This is a genomic window from Planomicrobium sp. CPCC 101110, from assembly GCF_007859395.1.
Classification (GTDB): domain Bacteria; phylum Bacillota; class Bacilli; order Bacillales_A; family Planococcaceae; genus Planococcus.
The window spans coordinates 52,114-73,818 of sequence record NZ_VOHD01000009.1; the positions used below are offsets into that span (position 1 = coordinate 52,114).

The 21,705-nt window shown below is 47.3% G+C and carries 21 protein-coding genes and 1 other annotated feature; of the genes, 4 read left to right on the plus strand and 17 right to left on the minus strand.

Annotated features, from left to right (window positions below; translation table 11 throughout):
• Positions 1–3 precede the first annotated feature (3 nt).
• Positions 4–423, plus strand: coding sequence for a universal stress protein (locus FQV30_RS14275; protein ID WP_146500826.1), 420 nt, complete (start codon positions 4–6; stop codon positions 421–423).
• A 174-nt stretch (positions 424–597) separates the two neighbouring features.
• Here the strand turns inward: FQV30_RS14275 and FQV30_RS14280 are convergent, their stop codons facing one another.
• The 5 genes from FQV30_RS14280 to murB all read right to left on the minus strand — a co-directional run bounded on the left by FQV30_RS14280 (position 598) and on the right by murB (position 6,263).
• Positions 598–930, minus strand: coding sequence for a fluoride efflux transporter FluC (locus FQV30_RS14280; protein WP_146500827.1), 333 nt, complete (start codon positions 928–930; stop codon positions 598–600).
• Positions 927–1,280, minus strand: a complete 354-nt coding sequence (locus tag FQV30_RS14285) for a fluoride efflux transporter FluC (protein WP_146500828.1) — start codon at positions 1,278–1,280, stop codon at positions 927–929. The genes FQV30_RS14280 and FQV30_RS14285 overlap by 4 nt, the downstream gene beginning before the upstream one ends.
• 35 nt (positions 1,281–1,315) lie before the next feature.
• Positions 1,316–3,634 carry a penicillin acylase family protein gene (locus FQV30_RS14290; RefSeq protein WP_146500829.1) on the minus strand — a complete coding sequence of 773 codons (2,319 nt, stop codon included), beginning with the start codon at positions 3,632–3,634 and terminating at the stop codon, positions 1,316–1,318.
• Positions 3,635–3,774: 140 nt separating this feature from the next.
• The gene (locus FQV30_RS14295) at positions 3,775–5,250 is read right to left on the minus strand and encodes a potassium/proton antiporter (protein ID WP_146500830.1); all 1,476 of its coding nucleotides are present in this window, start codon (positions 5,248–5,250) and stop codon (positions 3,775–3,777) included.
• A 95-nt stretch (positions 5,251–5,345) separates the two neighbouring features.
• Complete coding sequence (gene murB, locus FQV30_RS14300; protein ID WP_146500831.1) at positions 5,346–6,263, minus strand: UDP-N-acetylmuramate dehydrogenase; 918 nt, start codon at positions 6,261–6,263, stop codon at positions 5,346–5,348.
• A 205-nt stretch (positions 6,264–6,468) separates the two neighbouring features.
• Between murB and FQV30_RS14305 the strand changes: the two genes are divergently transcribed.
• Together FQV30_RS14305 and FQV30_RS14310 are read left to right on the plus strand one after the other, a co-directional pair.
• Positions 6,469–6,990 (plus strand): YceI family protein, encoded by a 522-nt coding sequence (locus tag FQV30_RS14305; RefSeq protein ID WP_146500832.1) that lies wholly within the window; start codon positions 6,469–6,471, stop codon positions 6,988–6,990.
• A gap of 344 nt (positions 6,991–7,334) precedes the next feature.
• Positions 7,335–8,684 (plus strand): MATE family efflux transporter, encoded by a 1,350-nt coding sequence (locus FQV30_RS14310; protein WP_370512404.1) that lies wholly within the window; start codon positions 7,335–7,337, stop codon positions 8,682–8,684.
• Positions 8,685–8,732: 48 nt separating this feature from the next.
• On the opposite strand, the gene FQV30_RS14315 is transcribed toward FQV30_RS14310, so the two are convergent.
• The 4 genes from FQV30_RS14315 to FQV30_RS14330 all read right to left on the minus strand — a co-directional run bounded on the left by FQV30_RS14315 (position 8,733) and on the right by FQV30_RS14330 (position 12,929).
• Positions 8,733–10,283, minus strand: a complete 1,551-nt coding sequence (locus FQV30_RS14315; protein ID WP_146500833.1) for an FAD-dependent oxidoreductase — start codon at positions 10,281–10,283, stop codon at positions 8,733–8,735.
• A 111-nt stretch (positions 10,284–10,394) separates the two neighbouring features.
• On the minus strand, positions 10,395–11,024 hold the full coding sequence (locus tag FQV30_RS14320; RefSeq protein ID WP_186725670.1) for an FMN-dependent NADH-azoreductase: 630 nt from the start codon (positions 11,022–11,024) through the stop codon (positions 10,395–10,397).
• A gap of 101 nt (positions 11,025–11,125) precedes the next feature.
• On the minus strand, positions 11,126–11,827 hold the full coding sequence (locus FQV30_RS14325) for a DsbA family oxidoreductase (protein ID WP_146500835.1): 702 nt from the start codon (positions 11,825–11,827) through the stop codon (positions 11,126–11,128).
• Between the two features lie 175 nt (positions 11,828–12,002).
• The gene (locus FQV30_RS14330) at positions 12,003–12,929 is read right to left on the minus strand and encodes a manganese-dependent inorganic pyrophosphatase (RefSeq protein ID WP_146500836.1); all 927 of its coding nucleotides are present in this window, start codon (positions 12,927–12,929) and stop codon (positions 12,003–12,005) included.
• Positions 12,930–13,146: 217 nt separating this feature from the next.
• Between FQV30_RS14330 and FQV30_RS14335 the strand changes: the two genes are divergently transcribed.
• Entirely contained in the window at positions 13,147–13,950 is an 804-nt protein-coding gene (locus FQV30_RS14335; RefSeq protein ID WP_146500837.1) for a GNAT family N-acetyltransferase, read from the plus strand.
• 42 nt (positions 13,951–13,992) lie between these two features.
• Here the strand turns inward: FQV30_RS14335 and FQV30_RS14340 are convergent, their stop codons facing one another.
• The 8 genes from FQV30_RS14340 to trpD form a co-directional block, all read right to left on the minus strand.
• Positions 13,993–15,288 (minus strand): arsenic transporter, encoded by a 1,296-nt coding sequence (locus FQV30_RS14340; protein WP_146500838.1) that lies wholly within the window; start codon positions 15,286–15,288, stop codon positions 13,993–13,995.
• A gap of 15 nt (positions 15,289–15,303) precedes the next feature.
• Entirely contained in the window at positions 15,304–15,633 is a 330-nt protein-coding gene (locus tag FQV30_RS14345; protein WP_146500839.1) for an ArsR/SmtB family transcription factor, read from the minus strand.
• A gap of 207 nt (positions 15,634–15,840) precedes the next feature.
• Positions 15,841–16,365, minus strand: a complete 525-nt coding sequence (locus FQV30_RS14350; protein ID WP_146500840.1) for a type 1 glutamine amidotransferase domain-containing protein — start codon at positions 16,363–16,365, stop codon at positions 15,841–15,843.
• 70 nt (positions 16,366–16,435) lie between these two features.
• The gene (locus FQV30_RS14355; protein WP_146500841.1) at positions 16,436–17,026 is read right to left on the minus strand and encodes a DNA-3-methyladenine glycosylase; all 591 of its coding nucleotides are present in this window, start codon (positions 17,024–17,026) and stop codon (positions 16,436–16,438) included.
• A gap of 21 nt (positions 17,027–17,047) precedes the next feature.
• Entirely contained in the window at positions 17,048–17,818 is a 771-nt protein-coding gene (gene trpA / locus FQV30_RS14360; protein ID WP_146500842.1) for a tryptophan synthase subunit alpha, read from the minus strand.
• The gene (gene trpB / locus FQV30_RS14365; protein ID WP_146500843.1) at positions 17,815–19,611 is read right to left on the minus strand and encodes a tryptophan synthase subunit beta; all 1,797 of its coding nucleotides are present in this window, start codon (positions 19,609–19,611) and stop codon (positions 17,815–17,817) included. The genes trpA and trpB overlap by 4 nt, the downstream gene beginning before the upstream one ends.
• Positions 19,608–20,366: an indole-3-glycerol phosphate synthase TrpC gene (gene trpC / locus FQV30_RS14370; protein WP_146500844.1), complete on the minus strand. Its 759-nt coding sequence runs from the start codon at positions 20,364–20,366 to the stop codon at positions 19,608–19,610. Before trpC ends, trpB begins: the two co-directional genes overlap by 4 nt.
• Positions 20,363–21,355, minus strand: a complete 993-nt coding sequence (gene trpD, locus FQV30_RS14375; RefSeq protein WP_146500845.1) for an anthranilate phosphoribosyltransferase — start codon at positions 21,353–21,355, stop codon at positions 20,363–20,365. The genes trpC and trpD overlap by 4 nt, the downstream gene beginning before the upstream one ends.
• Before the next feature lie 62 nt (positions 21,356–21,417).
• Positions 21,418–21,648 (minus strand) — a binding site (T-box leader).
• Between the last annotated feature and the right edge of the window lie 57 nt (positions 21,649–21,705).

A 21,705-nucleotide genomic window follows, 5' to 3' on the forward strand; every position in this document is an offset into this window, starting at 1 on the left:
TGCATGTATCAAAAAATTCTTGTTGCAGCAGATGGATCCGAACATTCCATCAGAGCCGCCCGCGAAGCGGTGAAAATGGCCAAAGCGAATCCTGAAGCTGTCATTACCCTTCTTTATGTCATTGATTATGATAAAGCGCGAAGCGAAATCCTCCATGGCCAAAGCAGCGATGAAGTTCATTATGAGCGGCGGAAGCATTTATTGCCGCTAGAAGAGATTTTCAGTTCGGAAGGCATCAAGTTTGAAACGAAAACTTTGCATGGCACACCAGGGCCGACCATCGTCCAGCATGCCAATGAAATTGGCTATGACGTGGTGTTCATCGGCAGCCGAGGACTGAATTCTTTTCAGGAAATGGTGCTCGGCAGCGTCAGCCATAAAGTGGCCAAACGGGTCCAAGCACCTGTCATCATTGTTAAGTGAATTCAAAAAGGCGGCCAGGCATCTAGCTTGGCCGCCTTTTCTTCCAGAAAGAACCGCTCAGTCCGAGAAAAACGATGGACGTTTTTATTTCCTTAAGTTTTTCGGCTTTGCCTACGTTTGCCGATAAATCCTCAACATAAAACGGGCATCCTGTATCTTTGCAGGATGCCCGTTTTACTGGAATACGGTATAAGCCGCACCGAACAATACAATACCGCAGAGCAAAGTGGCAGCTGCATATGACACCCCACTCCGCCATTTTCCCTCTTCGATATCTTTGACCATATCAAGCGCCAATGTAGAAAAGGTAGTAAAAGCCCCCAAAAACCCTGTCATCCAGAAAACCGAAAGCTGTCCGCTCCCCATAAATGCACCGAGGGCGAATGAACCTAAGCTGTTGACAAGCCAAGTTGCCGTTTTGGGATGCCAAGTTTTCTTTTCTACGAAAACATAAAAAAAGTAACGCGCGACCGCCCCAAGAAATGCGCCCGCTGCAATGCCGATCATAAGCGGCCGCCCTTTCTGCCTGCCCATAGCCCAAAAGCTGCAGCCGCGATAGATCCCGCTGTCATGCATACCGCAAAGGCGATGCCTTCCATAAGCGAACGTTCCAAATAATGAAACCAATCGCTGGAGAAAGCGGAAAATGTGGTAAACGAACCGATGAGTCCTGTCGAGACAAACAACCGCAGTTCCGCTGGCTTGCCAGCAAGCTTTGCAGCCGCTGCGCCGATCAAAAAGCTTCCAGCCAAATTGACTGTCCATATCCCAAACCCGCCGGGTACTGCCGCGTAGATCCATGTCCGCAGCAACGCTCCCGCCATTCCGCCAAAACCAACCGCCAAAATCCGATTCACTTCAACCGCCTCAAATCATTTTCTCCTATTATAACTTACTCCGGCGATAAAATTAATGATGAGCCATCCACTTCTCCAACCAACACCGTTTCATGATATCTGCCTTCAATCCAGTCCTCGACTTGATTATGAAAATAAGGTGACTTCATGTGGCCGCTTTGCCCCGGCCCGACAATGTGGTATGTACTGGACAGATTGCTCAAGTCAGCGACAAACCGCCAGGAAGCGCCGTGATTGACATTGCCCGAAGAATCCGAAGCTGCCGCTTGGACCGTAATGTCCGAACCGCCGATCGGCACCGGATCGGGATTTAGAAAATGGGCGAAAACCGGTGAAGCGCCGGCTAACGGGTGAGGGAATGCCAGCTTGTGATTCTCCCCCCAGCTCCAGTCTTCATAGTTGTTGCCAAACGCTTCTTCTGTTTCGGCAATGCTTTCAGCAAACGAATCTGCAAGCCATTTTTCCACGCCTCCATACTCTGAAACCCATGCCCCTTCCCGCCCCGCAAAAGCATCGCGCATCATTTGATCCGTAATGTGGTTTTTCCCAGGCAGCATATCAAAAATATCTTCCGGAAATTCGTCGGCAAGCAGTGTGATCGGCAGCTGTCTGATCCACTGATGAAAAATGAGCGGTTGGGCTTGTTCTTGGCTGTCTATTTGATCCCATTGTTCAAGCATTTCAAGCAATTCATCAAAATCATCCGTCTCGCTCCGCACAGCCGCAATCATATTCCCCAAAAACTCAGCCGCATACAAATTCTTCTGATCCATTTGAAGCGCCATCATATCTTCTTTTGTCAAATTGCCCTTCCCTTCAAGCACTTCCGCTATCCGATTATATCGATATGGCTGGGCCCAAAAATTGGTGATATGGTATTTGTATGAGCTGTCCACCACTTTATTGTTCGCCGTAGCGAGAAATCCGCTTTCCGGATTGATGGCGCGCGGCAATTCGTCAAAAGGCACATACCCCTCCCAGCCATAATCAGCAGAATTTCCCGGAACCGGCAATTGGCCGTTCCCCGTCTTCCGAATCGGAATCCGGCCATTTGCTTTATAAGCGATGGTTCCATCGGTCGAAGCAAAGACAAAATTCTGTGCCGGGGCTTGAAAGTCTTCCAGAGCTGTTTCAAACTCTTCCCAGTTTGATGCTTTGTTGAAATCGAGGACTGCTTGAAGTTCTAATGTCGGTTCAAGCGCTGTCCATTGCATCGAAAACAAGGCTCCTGGATTTTCCTCCTCATACAAGACGCCAGAAATGACTGGGCCGTGGCGCGTGACGACCACTTCGAAATCTTCGGTCTCTCCATCTTTCACTTTGATCGGTTCATCGCGGACTTCCGCTTGCTCCCACTTGCCTTCGTAAAGGAACTGATGAGAATCTTTTGGATTCGGCGTTTCGATGTATAAATCCTGGACATCTGGCCCGACATTCGTCACTCCCCAGGCTATATGCTCGTTATGCCCTAAGATGATGCCGGGAATTCCGGCGAAAATAACACCGCTGACATTTTGCTCCGGCGATTCCAGGTGCATCTGGTACCAAATCGAAGGGGTGCTGAGACCAAGGTGGGGATCGTCCGCCAATAGCGGCTTTCCGCTTTCTGTTTTTTCTCCGGATAGGACCCAGTTGTTGCTGCCATTGAATTCCGGCGGAATAACGGCCCCTTTAAAATCTCCTGCCACTTTTACCGGCTGCTTCAAATTCGCTTCAATGATCGAAGGTGCATTTTCCGGATATTCGATGAACAGCTCTCTTGCTTTGTTTTCCGAGAATTCGTTCAAGACCCAATGCCTTATAGCAAGTGTCGACCAATTGCCTCCAAGGTCATATGCCATATATTTGCCGATGGCCAATGAATCTGTCGGTGTCCATTCCTCCGGTTCATAGCCAAGCAGCGAAAATTCAAAACTGAGTGTGCCTTCCTCTTTCGCTTCTCTTATGTACGCGTTGATGCCTTCTGCATGCCACTCAAGCACCTGTTTCGCTTCATCACTATATTCATCCCAAGATTTTTCAGCTGCGTTCCTCAAACTGAATGTCCGGAAAAACTTGTCGGTATCGATTGCCCCCTCTCCAACCACTTCCGCCAAGCGGCCGCTTGCTTGCCTGCGCGACAAATCCATTTGAAACATGCGGTCCTGGGCTTGCACATAACCTTGTGCCCGGTACAAATCCGCATCTGATTCCGCTTTAATATGCGGCACACCAACATCGTCTCGTATGATATCCACCCGGTTTTCCAATATGCCGACTGTCGTTTCCCCTTCAATTTTAGGCTTCGACCTGTTTATGAAACCGTTTACAAACAACAGCACGACGATAGAGAGAACCAATAGCGCACCCGCCATTCCAAGCAACCACTTCAGCCACGATCTTATCCTCCTATTTTCCGGCACTAAAGGCTCCCTCCTTTTCCTTATATCGTGTTTCATTCGACTGCAGCTGCCAAAAACCCTCTTCAACAAAGCAAAAACCCGCTATCAGCGGGTTAGTTGGCCATATCTTCTTCTCCAAGCACCATCTTCACTTTGGATACTTGTTTTTTCTCCGTCAAGACGTAAAGCACATCTCCAACTTTCAGTTTGGTTTTTCCTGTCGGCATGACAAGTTTCCCCGAGCGGATAATGGCACTGATAACGGTCTGTTTAGGCAAGCCGATGGTTTGGACAAGCTGGCCGGCAAATGGAGATTTTTCAGTCAGCTGAATTTCCAGCATCTCGGCATTCGCCCGGTCCATCGACACCAATTCCAAAGAATGAATGCGTTTCGGCTGCGGCGGCCCATTAAGCCCCAATTTTTTTGCCATGAAAGCAATAGTCGAACCTTGAAACAAAGCTGAAGTGATGACGATAAAGAACACAATGTTGAAGAACAAGAAGCTGTTGTCCACTCCTGCCAACAGCGGAAACGTTGCAAGGACAATCGGGACAGCCCCCCTCAACCCTGCCCAGGATAGGAAGATTTTTTCTTTTATGGAGTAATCGAAAAAAATGGTTGAAACGAAAACCGCAATCGGGCGCGCTACAAGCAACAGTACAAATGATAGAACGAGCCCTCTCCATATCAGGTCCCAATCAGCCAACTCGCTTGGGAAAACGAGCAAACCAAGCATGACGAACATCAAAATCTGCATGAGCCATGCGACTCCTTCATGAAAACTCACAATCGAATAGCTCTGTGTCAATTCCCGGGTTCCCATCACAAGAGCCGCGAGGTAGACCGCCAACAAGCCGCTGCCATGAAGTGTTGCAGCAAAACTGTAAATGAAGATAGCAAAACCTGCGGACAATACCGCATACAGACCGGAAGCATCCAAACTGCTATGGTTGATCGCCCATACCGCCACAAACCCCATCCCTATTCCGATAATAGCGCCAATTCCCATTTCCAAAACAAAATCCCCGACCATTTGCCCGACAGACGAATCTGGCGCCTCGATCAAGTGAATAAAAGCGATGGTCAAAAACATCGCCATCGGATCATTGGTCCCTGACTCGGCTTCTAGCGTAGAAGAGATTTTGGATTTGATATTTTGGCCGGCAAGAACCGAAAATACCGCTGCAGCATCAGTGGACCCAACAATCGAGCCAAGCAAAAAAGCTTCTATCCAATTGATATCAAGAATATAATAGGCTGTTATGGCGACAATTGATGTGGTAATGACCACCCCGACCGTCGCTAAAACAAGGGAACCGCCAAGCACCGGCCGAATGTGCTTCCAGCTCGCTTGCAGGCCCCCTTCGAATAAAATAAAGATCAAAGCGACAATGCCGACAAGTTGAGCAATTTCCGCGTTGGAAAAATAAATCAATCCAGATATGTCGCTTCCCAGGGACATACCGATAATCATAAAGAGCACGAGGGAAGGAACACCGGCGCGTGAAGAAACTTTTGTCATAAGGACACCGGCTAAGAGGAAAATGCCGCCAATCAAAATGATGCCGTTCGTCGAAAAATCTATCATTCTTTCCCCTCCGCCTCTTCTATATAGGAGAATTATAACATAGACATTTTTAAAAAATTAAAAGCGATGCCTCCATTACGGGCATCGCTTCTAAATTAGGCTAAATCTTCTCCGACAATTTTCACTTCCAGCTCCAGGTCAATGCCGAACTTCTCACGGACCGCCGCCTTCACCATTTCAATTGTCTGGATATAGTCGTTTGCTGTAGCGTTGTTTTTGTTGACAATGAATCCTGCGTGTTTGGTCGAAACTTCCGCTCCTCCAAAGCCTTTGCCTTGAAGGCCGCTTTCCTGTATCAGCTTGCCGGCAAAATTGCCAGGCGGGCGTTTGAATACACTGCCAGCCGAAGGAAATTCCAAAGGCTGCTTGGATTCTCTTTGATAAGTAAGTTCGCTCATTTTCGCATCAATCACGCTTTGCTTGCCGACTTCCAGATCGAATTCAGCAGACAGGACGTAATAGCCTTTTTTCGTGATAATGCTTTTCCGGTAGCTTAAAGCCAGCTCTTCTTTGGACAATACAAGCTTTTCGCCTTCCCGCGTCAACACAGTCGCTTGCCGAATGACATCTTTGATCTCCCCGCCGTACGCGCCTGCATTCATCGCCAGTGCGCCGCCGATAGAACCTGGAATGCCACAGGCAAATTCCATGCCTGTAAGCCGGTGCTTTGCAGCCGCTTTTGACACTTCCTTTATGTTCGCGCCGCCTTGGGCATAGACGCTCATGCCGTCTATTCGGATGGCCTGAAGGCTTTTCAGATTAAGGACGATTCCTCTGACCCCTCCATCGCGTACGACCATATTCGATCCATTTCCAAGAAGCAAAAGCGGTATATTGTTTTCGTATGCATATTTAACTGTCTCAGCAGTTTCATCTTCGGTTTTTGGCGTTACAAAAATATCAGCTGGCCCACCCATTCGCGTTAACGTATGCAGGTGTAGCGGCTCATCGATTTTCACCTGTTGTTCAGGCAAAAAACGGCGTAAATCTTCTAGCCATCTTTCTTTCGTCATCTAGAGCAAATCCCTTCTAATTCTTTTCACTTCTATCAGTATCCGATGTTCCGAGGTATTTGACAAGCTATATCCGGATGTTCCGTTCGAAAGTCATACAAAAAAATAATCTCGAATTCGAGAGTTTTTAATTAAAACTTATTGACATCGAGATATCTGTCCATTATAGTTATAGCAGAACATTAAATCCTAGGAGGCAATTCACATGAAAAAATGGACAGTAGACGCAGCACACTCAGAAGTTGGATTTTCCGTAAAACATATGATGATTTCAAAAGTCAAAGGCTCTTTCGGCGCTTATGATGCAACAGTTGAAGCAAACGAAGAAAATCTGCAAGGCGCTTTGATCGATTTCAAAATCGACGTGGCAAGCATCAACACAAACAATGCAGACCGTGATGGCCATTTGCGCAGCGCGGATTTCTTTGACGCTGAACAATTCCCATACATCACATTCAAAGCAAATGACATCGTGAAAAAAGGCGATGAATATGAGTTGACTGGCGATCTTACAATCAAAGGCATCACTCGCCCGGCTACTTTCGAAGTTGAATACGGCGGCAAAGGTACAAACCCGTGGGGCGTAGAAGTTGTTGCGTTCAACGCTGAAGGCAAAGTAAACCGCAAAGACTTCGGCCTTACTTGGAACCAGGCTTTGGAAACAGGCGGCGTATTGGTCGGCGAAGATATCAAGATTTCTCTAGACCTGCAAGCTAACCCTGCTTAAATAGAAAAGCGGCTCGATGGGCTAAGCACTTCAGCTGGACATTGAGAAGGTTTTGGACTGTAAGAAGACCCGGAATTCCGGGGACTTCCTGCAGTCTTTTTCTTTTGAGAAAAGCAATATCTATTGAATCACCGTTTTATATTTTCATTATATTCATAAAATATACTACTTTTTCCAGCAAAGTGCTTGAAAGAATATTGTTAATTCATATTTTATTTCAGATTATTACATCTTATAAAAATATATTACTAAAATTATGGATCTTCTATTGACTCGCTTTCTCGCCTGCCGTATGATGGACAACGTTGTTTATTTTTGAACCATATTAAAGGAGTAAGAACCAATTGATTGCAAAAGAAAATGCGAAGCAATTCACTTTGCCCGCATTAACGATACCGATATTTGCTGAGCTGTTATTGGCCATGTTGATGGGAAATGTCGACACCTTCATGCTTAGCCAGTATTCAGATGATGCAGTAGCCGCGGTAGGAATAGCAAATCAGATTATCTATTTGCTGATTGTCATGTTTGGATTTATCGTCACGGGAACCACTGTCCTAATGTCACAGGCATTGGGGGCGGGAAACAAGAAACGCGCCAGCGAGTTGGCTGCTGTTTCCATTGTTGCAAATCTAGGAATCGGAATAGTTTTAAGCGGAGGCATCTATCTTTTCCAAGGCCAAATCCTCGAATGGATGAATGTTAGCGGCCATGTCGCTCTTGAAGCCCAAAGCTACTTGACGCTTGTCGGAAGCTTCATGTTCTTGCAAGCCGCCATGCTGACACTCAGTGCGATCTTGCGCAGCCATGGATTTACGAAAGACGCCATGTATATAAATATTGCGATGAATGTATTTCATATTTTATTGAATTATGTAGTTTTGTTTGGGCCGCTCGGTTTTCCGGTACTGGGAGTGGCCGGTGTCGGAATGGCCACGACGATCAGCCGTTTGCTAGGTTTGGCCGCGTTTGTTTATATACTGAAAAAGCGGATAAAAGAACCGCTCGGTCTGTTCAAAGCGTTCAAGTTGCCAAAAACCCATTTGAAGGAATTGCTGCATATCGGCCTGCCTGCTGCAGCAGAACAGATCTCATACAACTTAAGCCAGTTCGTCACTATCTTCTTTATAACCACGTATATGGGAACTATGTTTGTCACTACACGCATTTATGCGTTTAATATAATGAGTTTTATCGTCCTGGGAAGCATGGCACTATCTCAAGGCACACAAATCCTTGTCGCCCGCCATGTCGGCGCAAAAGAGTATGATGATGCCTACAGGCGCTGTTTGGACAGCCTGAAGTTGGCAATTGCCGTGTCGGCGGTTTTGGCGATAGCTTTCTCGTTTGTCTCAGAGCCGCTGTTATCCTTGTTCACCAATGACCCGGCTATCGTTGAAGATGCTAAAAAGCTTATCTATTTGGCAATCATTCTAGAACCCGGCCGCGCGATCAATATGATGATCATTACGTCTCTTCGAGCCGTTGGAGATATGAAGTTCCCCCTCATTTTCGGCACTATGTCGATGTGGGGGCTGGGTGTGGTTTTTTCTTATGTGCTCGGCATCCATTTCGCTTACGGCCTTGTCGGCATTTGGATCGCTTCGATCATGGACGAATGGGTACGGGGATTTATCATGTTCTACCGCTGGCGCTCAAAAGCATGGGTCACGTATTTGGAAAACCGGCCATAGGAATATAACGATAAAAAAGCGGCTAATCAGATTGATTAGCCGCTTTTTTTATTGGTCGCCAAGTTTGTTCAGAGGTTTTACAGCCGGCCCTTCCAGGACTTCCCCAGTATAGGAGAACCGTGAACCATGGCATGGGCAGTCCCATGAACGTTCAGCATTGTTCCATGCGCACTCGCATCCCATATGGGTGCAAGTGGTGTCGACCAAATGGACTTGGCCGTATTTGTCCCGGTAGCCTCCAGCTCTTTTATTGCCTACTTTAACCAAGGCACCTTCATCCTTGCCTAAGCCATCGACCGTCTTGTACGGCAATTTAAGCTTGCCTTTGATCAGTTCTTTCGCTACGCCGCCATTGTCTTTCAGGAAGCTCAAGATATCAACCGCCTTCAATTTCGGCCGGGTCGGGTCGTAAAGTTCCGAGTAGCGGTTGGCGTTTCCAAGAATCTGGTCGGACAGCAACAGTCCAGAAACCGCACCATGGGCCATGCCCCACTTATGGAATCCGGTCGCTACAAGGATATTGTCATACCCTGCTGTAACGGTTCCGATATAAGGCACTTTATCAAGCGTTGTCATATCTTGGGCAGACCAGCGGTAAGGAATGTCTTCGATACCGAAATGCTCCTCCCCAAATTGTTCGAGGTTGCGGTAATGCTGCATCATTTCCGTTTTGCTCTTTCCTGTCGGATGGCCATCTCCTCCGATCAGCAGCAATTTTTCGCCGTCATCAGTGGTCGCATAGCGCAATGAACGCGACGGCATATCCGCGCTGACATACATATCGTTGGGAATAGGCCCGTTCGTCCGAACTCCGATAACGTAGGAACGGGTGATGTTCAGCCGTGAGAAGTACAAGCCATCCGAATCATTGAAAGGATAATGGGTCGCGACAATCACTTTATTGCATGACAGATGCGACATGTTTTCTGTTTGGATGACCGGGTCATTTTTCTTCAAAATCTTTACTGCACGGGTCTGTTCGTAAATTTTCCCTCCCAGCCGCTCAATTTCATGCACCAAGCCAGCCAAAAATTTTATGGGATGGAATTGGGCCTGATTGCGCATGATGATCGCCTGCTCCACCTCATAAGGGAGTTCAACTTCGTCTTTCGCAAGGCCTCCGTCAATGCCAAGCTGCTGATAAGCTTCCGCTTCTTTTTCGATAAGCTTGGCCCCTATTTTCGACTGGGAATAGACAAACGCGTTTTGATGCGAAAAGTCGCAGTCGATACTCAATTCAGATGCAGTCTGCTTGATCCAATTCATGCCTTCAAGATTTGCCTCATAATACAACCGCGCTTTTTCTTCCCCCATGATCTTGATCAATGGAAAATAGAACAGCCCATGCTGCGCCGTGATTTTAGCTGTAGTGTTGCCTGTTACGCCATCCATCAACTTCCCGGCATCGATCAAAGTAACTTTTCTTCCCGCTTTTGCCAACAGGTATGCACTGATGATTCCAGTAATTCCGCCGCCCACTACTGCAATATCGGTTGACTCGTTTTCTTGCAGCGCCGGAAAGCTTGGAAGGCCTTTAACGTCCCGCCAGTACGATTTGGGAAACTCGGGAACGCGGCTAGTGTTTTCTCCTTTTAACATACTCTTCCTCCTCACAACCTTTTTATAAGCTATCTACCCTATCCCTCCATTTTTAATCAATAGAAAAAGCCCAAAAGCGAATATACGCTTTCGGGCTTTTTTTATGGTCTATTAAGCTTTTATGCCTTGAAGCTGGCGAGCCGCTTCCTTTACGCGATCCATGCCTTCTTCAATAATTGACGGCGCTGCTTCCGGATCAAGAGCATGGCCTTCAATGATAACTTCTTTTACGTCTTGAATGCCAAAGAAGTTCATGATATTGCGGATATAATTGACACTCATTTCAGCCGGAGCCATTTCAGGAGTGGAATAGATGCCGCCGCGTGCATTTAAAATAATAACTTTCTTTTCAGGTACAAGACCGACTGGACCTTCTGCCGTATATTTAAACGTAACGCCTGCACGGTTAATGTAGTCGATAAAAGTTTGAAGAGCTGCCGGGATTGTCATGTTCCACAATGGGAAAGCAAATACGACAACATCTGCTTCCATAAATGCATCCATCGCTTTAGCAGAAGCAGTCAGAATGCGCTGCTCCAATTCGGTCATCGCTTCAGCTTGAGCCGATTTTTGCATTGCATCAAAAAAGTCTTGGCCGAAGTAAGGCATATCTTCTTTAAAGACATCAAATGTTGTTACATTAGTGTCAGTTCCCATTTCATTCATAAATACTTCATACATTTTACTAGACACGCCTTCAGTTGCTGGACGGTTGTTTGCTTTTACTACTAGTACGTTCATTATTTATAAAAACTCCTTTTATTCTAATTTTAATTATCTTTAATTCGAGACAATCTAATCATATATGAAATCAGCTTGAAAGTCCATTACTCTGCTCACGCTTATACTTCGCAGGAATCTCCAGTGCAATAACTTGTTTTGCTGCGCGGCTTTGACGCCGGGCGGATGCCTTCTTCCTCAGCAATTTCACTGATTGCTTCTATAAACGTTTCAAGCGGCTGAGCGCCTGACAAGGCATATTTGCGGTTGACCACAAAGAAAGGTACGCCCTGGATGCCGATTTGCCGGGCTTCTTCTATATCTTTTAGCACTTCTTCTGAAAATGCTTCAGAAGCGATAACTGCTTTCGCTTCTTCTCGCGGCAATCCCGCTTCTTCCGCAATATCAGCCAACACGCCTGGGTCGCCGATATTTTTCATCTCAGTGAAATGCCCATGAAGCAATTTTTCCGTGACTGCTGCGTCTTGTTCTAAACTTTCCGCCCATTTCGCCAAGCGATGGGCTGCAAATGTATTGGTATGAACCATATCCTTAAAGTTGAATTGGAGTCCGACTGTCTGGGCCTGTTCAGCAACACCTTGCGTCATTGCTTTTGCCTGCTCCACTGTCTGGCCCATTTTTGTTGCCAAGTGATCATATATCGAAATGGATGAATCGCTCGGTGCCTCTGGATCTAATTGAAAGGCTTTAAATGAAATTTCAGCCTTGCTTTCAAACCCGGACTGCTTTAATGCTTGTTCGAATGTTCGCTTGCCTATGTAACAAAATGGGCATGCATAATCTGACCAAATTTCAATTTTCATTTTATCCACCTCTTGCACCTACTATAACAACAGAAGACAACAGCCTCAATTTTTTTGCTTGTGCAAAGAAAAGCGCAGGCGCCTGTGCAGATTCGACAGGCACAAGACAGGCTGTAACAAGTTTCAAGTTGCACACAATATTTTCCCGCAAAAAAAGCTGACTCCCAAAAGGGAATCAGCTAAGCGCTTCAGTAATAACTGGTACGATTTGTTTTTTGCGTGAAACGACACCTGGCAGAAGCACACGATTATCCACAACACTCGATTTGAACGCAGATTCAATGATGCCGGCTTGTTCTCCAAGGACAATCCCGACCGAATCATTGTTTAAAATATCCGTTACGACAAACACGAAAAGTGATAAGCCTTTCTTCTCGATAACTTGCTTCATCAATACTTCCAGTTCTTTCTGGCGGCTGATGACATCATCTACCCCGATTGCATTGACTTGTGCCACTTCAAAGTGATGAGCGCCAGCTTCAAATTCTTTAGAATCCAATGACATCAAATCTTCCAATGTTTTATTGCTTAGATCGGCTCCTGCTTTGAGCATGGCCAAACCATATTCCGCCGCATCAATGCCTGCAATTTCCGCCAATTCGCGGGCAGCTTGGATGTCTTGCTCTGTGCAAGTCGGGGATTTGAACAAAAGCGAATCCGAAATGATGGCAGACAGCATAAGTCCTGCAATATTGGCAGGAACTGCTACACCGTTTTCTTTGAATAGTTTCAATAGGATAGTTGCTGTACAACCTACAGGTTCAGCACGGAAATAAAGCGGATCGGTTGTTTCGAAGTTTGCGATGCGGTGGTGGTCGATCACTTCGATCACTTGCACACTATCAATATCTTCTGCACTTTGCTGGCGTTCGTTGTGATCGACTAGAATCACTTGGGAAACTTCAGCCGCAACACGGGTAACAAGGCGCGGATGTTCAAAGTTGAATTGTTCAAGCGCGTAAAGAGTTTCGTTGTTCAATTCCCCTAACCGGATTGGTTCAACATCCATTCCGATTTCTTTTTTCAAATATGCATATGAAATAGCTGAACAGATTGAATCGGTATCTGGATTTTTGTGGCCTAATACAAAAGTTTTTGACATGCTATTGCCTCCTGGTCTTTATGGTTTTCCGTGATTATTCTACCATAAGTCGGCCTTTCTGAAATACCGGCAAGGGGGCAAATAGAAAGAAAAACTCTTTTTACATGAAATAAATAGAATTTTTAAATATTAAGGGAAAAATTGTGTACTTACCAATAGGACTAATGATATAATCATTGGTAATTATAATCGAATTAGGCGAAAAGGGGAGAAAATATTGACTATATTATTGGAAAAAAAATACATTCCATTGGCAAATTATTTTTCGTCTGCTACAAATCCATCAATTAGGCTAAGTTTTACTGAAATTGAGAAAATTATGGGCCAGCAATTGCCCAATGCCGCTTACTTGAATAAGAGCTGGTGGAAAAAAACAAAAGCTCCGGCGAAGCATTTTCACGCCTGGATTGATGCCGGTTATCTTGTTAAAGATGTCGAGCCGAACCGTTATGTGGTTTTTGAACGGATTGACCTTGCTAACGGCGGCGCAAATGGAGGCGCTGATATTGACGAAGACATCCTTTTGATCCGGACCGCTGAACATGGCGATGCCAGTTCACTTGTAACACTCCAAAAAACCGTGGAAGCAGAATCGGATTTTATGCTGTACGGCAAAGATGAACGCGTCCAGTCAACACAAAAAGTCCGGAAACAAATCATTGAATGGAAGAAAAACGGCTATTCCACTATTTTCATTGCCATCTTGAACGGTGAACACGTCGGCTATTTGATGGTCATCGGAAACGCAGCCCAGCGCGCAGCCCACAGAGCCGCCATCGTCCTTGGCATCCAAGAGAACGCCCGAGGAAAAGGAATTGCCTCTTCACTTCTTCAAAGAGCCGAGGAATGGGCGCTAGCAAAAGGAGTCACCCGCTTAGAATTGACGGTGGTTACGGAAAACACGCCAGCTATCAATTTGTACGAAAAAGCCGGTTATGAAAGAGAAGGCGTACGAAAAAAATCTCTCATCATTGACGAGCAGCCGTATGATGAATTTTACATGGCTAAATTTCTCGATTAAAAAAGAGGCTTGCATTGGCAAGCCTCTTTTTTATGCACTTTTTTAATTCAGGATCAACAGCCAGAAATATAGACCGGTCAATGTGATGAAAAGCGTCGGAATCGTCAGGATGATGCCGATTTTGAAATAATAGCCCCAGCTGATTTTTACGCCTTTCGCCCGCAATACATGAAGCCAAAGAAGTGTGGCCAGTGATCCGATCGGCGTGATTTTCGGCCCAAGATCCGATCCGATAACGTTTGCGTATATCAACGCGTCCCTAGTGACACCAGCCGTATTTGTATCAGCAATGGCAAGCGCGTCTATCATGACTGTCGGCATATTGTTCATTACCGAAGACAGAATTGCGGCGATAAAGCCCATGCCGATTGTTGCCGCATATAAGCCATGGCCCGCAGTCCAATCAATGGCCGTGGCAAGGACGGATGTAAGGCCAACGTTGCGCAGGCCGTAAACGACTACATACATGCCGATCGAGAAAAAGACAATCGCCCATGGCGCGCCTTTGATGACCGCCCGCGTATGGACAGCTTCGCTTCTGCGCGCGATGGCTAAAAACAGAATCGCTACGGCCCCGGCGATAAAGGATACCGGGATATCGAGCGGACCGCTAATGAAGTAGCCAATAAGCAAGATTCCGAGAACGGCCCATGACAAACGGAACATTTTCAAGTCTTTTATTGCTGAGCTCGGCTTTTTCAGCACACTACTGTCAAACTGCTTCGGAATGCTTTTTCTGAAGTATAAATATAGAACAAGCATGCTTGCCAGGATACTGAAAAGGTTCGGCACTACCATATGCAATGCGTATTCAGTAAAGCCTATGCCGAAAAAGTCGGCCGAGACGATGTTGACAAGGTTGCTGATGACAAACGGCAAAGATGCCGTATCCGCGATAAACCCTGAAGCCATGATAAACGGCAAAATCATGGCGTCTTTGAAGTTCAGCGCACGCACCATTGCGAGGACGATCGGCGTTAAAATGAGCGCCGCGCCGTCATTGGCAAACAGTGCCGCCACAACAGCCCCAAGAAATGTTACCAGGAAAAACATGCGCAGACCGCTGCCTTTGGCAAAACGGCCCATATGCAAAGCCGCCCATTCAAAAAACCCAATTTCGTCAAGAATCAGCGATATGATAATAAGCGCAACAAACGTTAACGTAGCGTTCCAGACAATTCCTGTCACGTCCCAGACGTCGCCAAAATCGACGACCCCAAAAATAAGCGCAACGACCGCGCCCCCGATTGCCGACCATCCGATCGACAAGTTTCTTGGTTGTGTAATCACTAAAAACAATGTAACAATAAAAATTATTCCAGCTAACCAAACCTCCACTACTGACCCATCTCCCTATTCACAAATTACTTTTTTTCCTTCTGCCGCCAATGATTCAATTGTCCGCTCCGGTTCCGGCAGCAAACTCAACAAATGAAGCAAGATCGGATATTGCGGATGCCGCGTATTCAGTGACCAAATAGTCCAGCGGCTCCGTTTTTCTTCCATGACCAATTCCGCCGCCTTCAGCTTCCGCATATGCTGCGAAATCGCTGGCTGGGTCATATCAAGAAGCTCTGTAAACTCGCAGATGCATAGCGCCTCTTTCATTAGGTATTTTAAAATAAGCATCCGGTTATGGTCACCGATCGCTTTCAAATACAATTCCATTTGCGAATATTCCATGCTATGCCACCTTCTTATTCATAATAGATTCATTATATAAGCAAATACTTATTGATAGCAAGAGACTATTTTAAAATGCCACAAGGTTACCGGAGGACAACAGAAACTTCTTTCCACCCCCTCCTTATCAGATGGTCTCGCCGCTTCCCGAAATTTCTCCATAAAAAATCCCGCCAGCAGCTGCTGGCGGGATTTCTGTTTTTAGTTTTATTGAGCTGATTGCTCAAGCACACGCAATGCCTCACGGTTGAATGCCGGAATATCGTCCGGTTGGCGGCTTGTCACCAATTGGTCCTGGCATACAGCGACTTCTTCGTCCACAAGCTCCGCGCCTGCGTATTCCATATCCACATGAATCGATTTATAGCCCGTCGCCTTGCGCCCTTCAAGCGCTTTTGCGGTAATCAGCAACTGTGGTCCGTGGCAGATTGCGAAGACAGGCTTCTTCGCGTCCATGAATGCTTTTGTGAATGAGACGAACCGGTCGTCCGCACGCAATTGGTCGGGAGAAAATCCGCCTGGCAAGAACAATGCGTCGTAATCTTCGGGATTCGCATCGTCAATTCCGGTGTCGATTGTCACCACAGCTTCGCCCTGCTTGCCGGTCACTTCTTTTCCCGCTTCTTTCTCAATCGTAAAGACTTCATGGCCTGCATCGTTAAATGCTTTCGATGGATCGGTATATTCTACATCTTCGAACATATCCGTGATTAGTGTTGCAATTTTCGCCACTATCTTTCACTCCTTCTGGTTAAGTATTCTCTTTTAATATTCCACACTGAGATTATCTTAAACATAGGGCTTAGCGAAACTTGGAAACAAATGGATTATCACTTTCCCAAAAGCGATAAGGATAGTTGACGGCTTCCTGTGAATTGCCGATGCCGACGCGCGGTCCGACAGCGATTGCGTGAACGGGATCTCCTTCGGCGATATACAGCGGCCGTTCCGAAAAATGATGGCCATAATACTTCATCGTTATGCCCATCGCCTTCGTCAATTTTCCCGGTCCGCTTGTCCATTGCCTGATCGGCAAGTGTTTGCCGCGCAGCTCCGCCATCAAATCAATTCCTTCAACCGGCTCCACCGCCCGTATTAAAATAGCACGCGGAGTGTCGACCGGGCCGCTGACGACGTTGATGAGCGTATGTGTATGCATTTGATATGTATAGACAAGACCAGGCTTGCCAAACATAATTTCCGTCCGTTTTGTGCGGCGGTTCCCAAAACTATGGGCCGCCCGGTCTTCCGCCCCCATATACGCTTCCGTCTCCACAATCCTCCCTGCAACAATTCCTTCCGGCAATTCATGGACGAGAATTTGCCCAAGCAGGCTGCGCGACAATTCAAGCGTCGGCGCTCCAAAAAAATCATCTTTCAGTGGTGTGAACATGCTGCATCCCTCCTATCGGCATTATACCGAAGAAGGGGCAGTTACCGCATCGATCAGGGGTGTGAGCTCTTCAATCTTGTTGTCATGGAACGCTTGGACAATGGCCGATCCAACAATGAAACCATCGACATCATCACGCAGCATATCGACATGCTGAACTTTTGAAATCCCAAAGCCTGCATAAACCGGAACGGAACTTTTCGAGCGGACACGCTTCATAAAATCCCGCACCTCTTCAGCCAAATGGTCGCGCGCACCAGTGATTCCGGTAACCGTGACAGCATAGACAAATCCTTCCGCTTCCTGCAGAATGGCTTCCATTCGCTGCTCCGTTGTTGTCAATGTTACAAGCTGAATCAGCGCAATGCCTTCTTGCCGTACAGCGCCTTGTACAAGGTCGCGATGTTCATAAGGGAGATCAGGGATGATTGTTCCCGAAACCCCTGCCCGCTTGCATTCTTTGGCAAATCGTTCAATGCCGAATTTAACCACCGGGTTCAAATAGGTCATAATGATGAGCGGCACTTTCACTTCGAACGTCCAGCTTGCCAATTCGTCCAGCACTTTCTGCAGTGTGATGCCTTCTTTCAGCGCCCGGTTGCCCGCGGCTTCGATAATGGCGCCATCAGCCACTGGATCCGAAAACGGTATGCCGATTTCTATCGCTGTCACTCCGGCATCTTGAAGGAATTTCACTTGTTCGCTCAATCGCTCCAATCCACCGTCTCCTGCCATAATGTAGGCGACAAACGCTTTTCTTCCCGACTTTTTCAAATCAGCCAAGCGGTTCATGCCAGTTCCCCCAATCTATCTGCATAAGTTGCCATATCTTTGTCGCCGCGGCCGGACACACAGATGACAAGCAGTTCATCCGAAGCCATTTCTTTTGCCTGTTTTTCCGCTTCTGCAATGGCATGGGCCGATTCAAGCGCTGGAATGATCCCTTCCAACCGCGAAAACGTAATGACTGCTTTCAATGCCTCTTCGTCTGTGATCGCTTTGTATTCCACTCGGCCTATATCCGCCAAGTAGGCGTGTTCTGGGCCGACTCCCGGATAATCCAAACCTGCCGAGATAGAGTGGGCTTCCTGCACTTGGCCCGCATCATCCTGAAGCAATTTCATGAATGCCCCGTGCAATACGCCTTCTGTCCCTTTCGTCATTGTTGCCGCGTGTCTTTCGGAATCCGCACCTTCGCCTGCCGCTTCCACACCGATCAATTTCACCGCTTCATCCTGCAAGAACGGATAGAACATACCGATGGCATTGCTTCCCCCGCCGATGCACGCAAGGACCACATCCGGCAAACGGCCTTCATGCTCTAAAATTTGGCGCTTCGTCTCTTCTCCGATCACGCTTTGGAAATCGCGGACCATTGTCGGGAACGGATGGGGCCCGAGCGCCGAACCGATCAAGTAATGCGTATCTTCGACATTTGTAACCCAATAGCGAAGCGCTTCGTTAACGGCGTCTTTCAATGTCGAACTGCCTTTGGTGACACTTTCCACCCGTGCGCCAAGGAGTTTCATGCGGAAGACATTAAGTTGCTGGCGTTTGATGTCCTCTTCCCCCATAAAAATGACACATTCAAGATCAAACAGCGCGCAAACCGTGGCAGTTGCAACACCATGCTGCCCAGCTCCTGTTTCTGCAACAATTTTACGCTTGCCCATGCGCATCGCAAGCAGCGCTTGGCCAATAGCATTATTGATTTTATGCGCTCCTGTATGATTCAAGTCTTCACGTTTCAAATAAATTTTCGGGCCGCCCCATGCCTCCGTCAGCCGTTTGGCGAACGTCAGCGGCTGCTCGCGCCCCACATATTCCTTCAAATAATGATGATATTCTTTTGAAAACTCCGGGTCTTGCTTTGCCTCTGTATAGGCATCTTCCAATTCCTTCACAGCCTTCATCAACGTTTCTGGAACGAATTGGCCGCCGTATTTGCCAAAAAACCCTACTTTTTCTATCGCCTGCTCCATCAAATCACCCTTTGCTTGTTGAATGAACTTCTGTATTTTCACACTGTCCTTTTTGCCGTCCGTTTCCACTCCGCTCGATACATCGACCATAAAGGGTTTGGTTTGCCCGATGGCAGACCGAACGTTCTCTGCAGTCAGCCCGCCTGCTACGATGAGGCGGGACGGATCAATTCCGCTTCCTTCGAGCAACGTCCAATCAAACACATTTCCGCTGCCTCCCCGATGGGCTGTACCAGGCGCGTCGACCAATACATAATCGGCCACTGATTTTTTCAACCGGCTGACATCTTCTTTGCTGCGTATGGAAAAAGCTTGAATGACCGGCACATCGATCGCTTCAACTAAACTGTCAGGTTCATCCCCGTGCAGCTGGACCATTGTCAGCGGTACTTTTTCGACCGCCTTCTCAATTTCTTCAAGGGAAGCATTTACAAACACACCAATTTTTTCAATATCAACTGGAGCATATTTCGCTAATTCACTTGCCCGTTCAATGGACACTTGCCGTTTGCTCGGCGCGAAAACAAAGCCGATGGCGTCCGCTTGATCGGCCGCTTTTACATGCGCCTCTTCCATCAATCCGCATATTTTCACTTTCGTCATCGAATCGCCTCACGAATCCACGTTCCGGGATTTTCCGAACGCATAAGCGCTTCGCCGACCAAGATGCCCGACGCTCCGAAACCATAGACAAGTCGGGCATCTTCTTTTGTATGGAGGCCGCTCTCGCTTATTAAAATCCGGCCGCTTTCAAAGGGAAACAGCTTTGCCAATTCGGCTGTCCGCTCCAACGATACGTTGAATGTCTTTAAGTCGCGGTTGTTGACACCGATCAATTCAGCATCCAGCTCCAATGCGGCAGCCAGCTCTTCTTCATCATGAACTTCAACCAATATTTCCAGGCCTCGGGATTTGGCGTACCGATACAACCGATGCAGCTCCTCTTTGTCCAAAGCTGCGACAATCAACAAAATGATTGTGGCTCCAGCATTTTTTGCACGGTCAATCTGAATTTCGCTAATCATAAAGTCTTTGCATAATACGGGGACAGACACCGCTTGCGCCACTTGGCGCAAATCATCGATCGATCCTTTAAAGTATGTTTCGTCTGTCAGCACCGATATTGCAGCAGCGCCAGCTTGTTCATACTTTTCCGCCTGCGCGACAATATCGACTGTTGTATGGATATCCCCTTTTGATGGAGACGCGCGCTTGATTTCAGAAATAACACCGTTTCTATTGCGCAAATGATCGGCCAACCGCGGCTTTTCCGGAAAAATGAAATCCGCAGCAGGGCTCGTTGTATAGTTCTGGATTTCTTGTCTTTTGGTGGCGATGATTTTATCTAAAATGGTCATACAAGCACTCCTGACGTAATACGGTGAAGCTCGAAAACGCGAGCTGTTTCACCGGATAAGATGGATTTCCGGGCTTGGAGGACACCTTCCGCAATCGAAGAAACGCGTCCGCTGACAAAGAGGGCGGCTCCTGCGTTTAGCGCAACGGTATCCAAATATGCGCTTTCTTTGCCTTCAAGCACATCCATGAAAATTTCCACATTGCGCTTCACCTCACCTCCGCGAATCGCTTCGATTGGTGCTGTTTCCAGTCCCGCTTCACGCGGATGGATCTTCACTTCCTGTATTCCTTGCTCATTGAAAATGATCATTTCATTTGTCCCGGCCAGCGACAATTCATCAAGTTCGCCAGCGCCATGGATAAGCGCCCCCCGTTTTCTTCCTAGACGCACCAGCGCGTCGGCCATTGGAGCCATCATATCGCGGCGGTATACACCGGTCATCTGCACAGTAATCGGCAGCGGGTTGGCAAGCGGCCCAACCAAATTGAAAATGGTCGGGGTGCCGATGCTCTTGCGCACAGCCCGCAGTGCGCCAAGGGCTGGATGGATAGCCGGCGCAAACAAAAAAGCGATTCCGGTCTGTTCAAGCATAGCTGGAATGGACTCGACATCCACTTCGGTGGAAATACCGAGCGCTTCGAGCACATCCGCGCTGCCAGTTTTGCTCGATACACTGCGGTTTCCATGCTTTGCAACCGTCATTCCACACCCAGCCAATACAAAAGCGGTCATCGTGCTGATGTTAAAGCTGAACGACCGGTCACCCCCTGTTCCACAAACATCAATAAGCTCACCATGGACTTGCGGCAATGCCACAGCTTTCTCGCGCATTGCCTTAACCATTCCCACTAGTTCATCTGCTGTCTCACCTTTTGCATGCAAGTCCGTCAAAAACTGTATGATTGTTGGTTCGTCAACATTTCCACTCAATATGTCCAATGATTTTTCATACATGCTGTGTTCTGTATAATTCTCAGCTCTGCTCATCATAATCTCTCCTCAACTCGTTTTGGGATGCAAAAATCCCCGCAACCGGACAATTATCCGGTTGCGGGGACGGGGTAAAACCGCGGTACCACCACGCATTAGTGCATTTTTGCACTCACTTAAACAGGCTCTTCGCCTTTCCCTTTAACGCAGGGCGTACGTCTCCCTTACTCGCTTCCGCTTTCAGGCCAGCTCTCCTAAGTCCATTCGCGCAAGTAATCCAATCAGCTTCCACCAGCCGCTGACTCTCTAAATGGATATCCCTGCCTACTCGTCTCGATCTTCGATTTTTCTGCTATCTATGCTCTGCTCTTCTAGGCTTTTCTCTCAAAGGGACTTGTCGGCTCGTT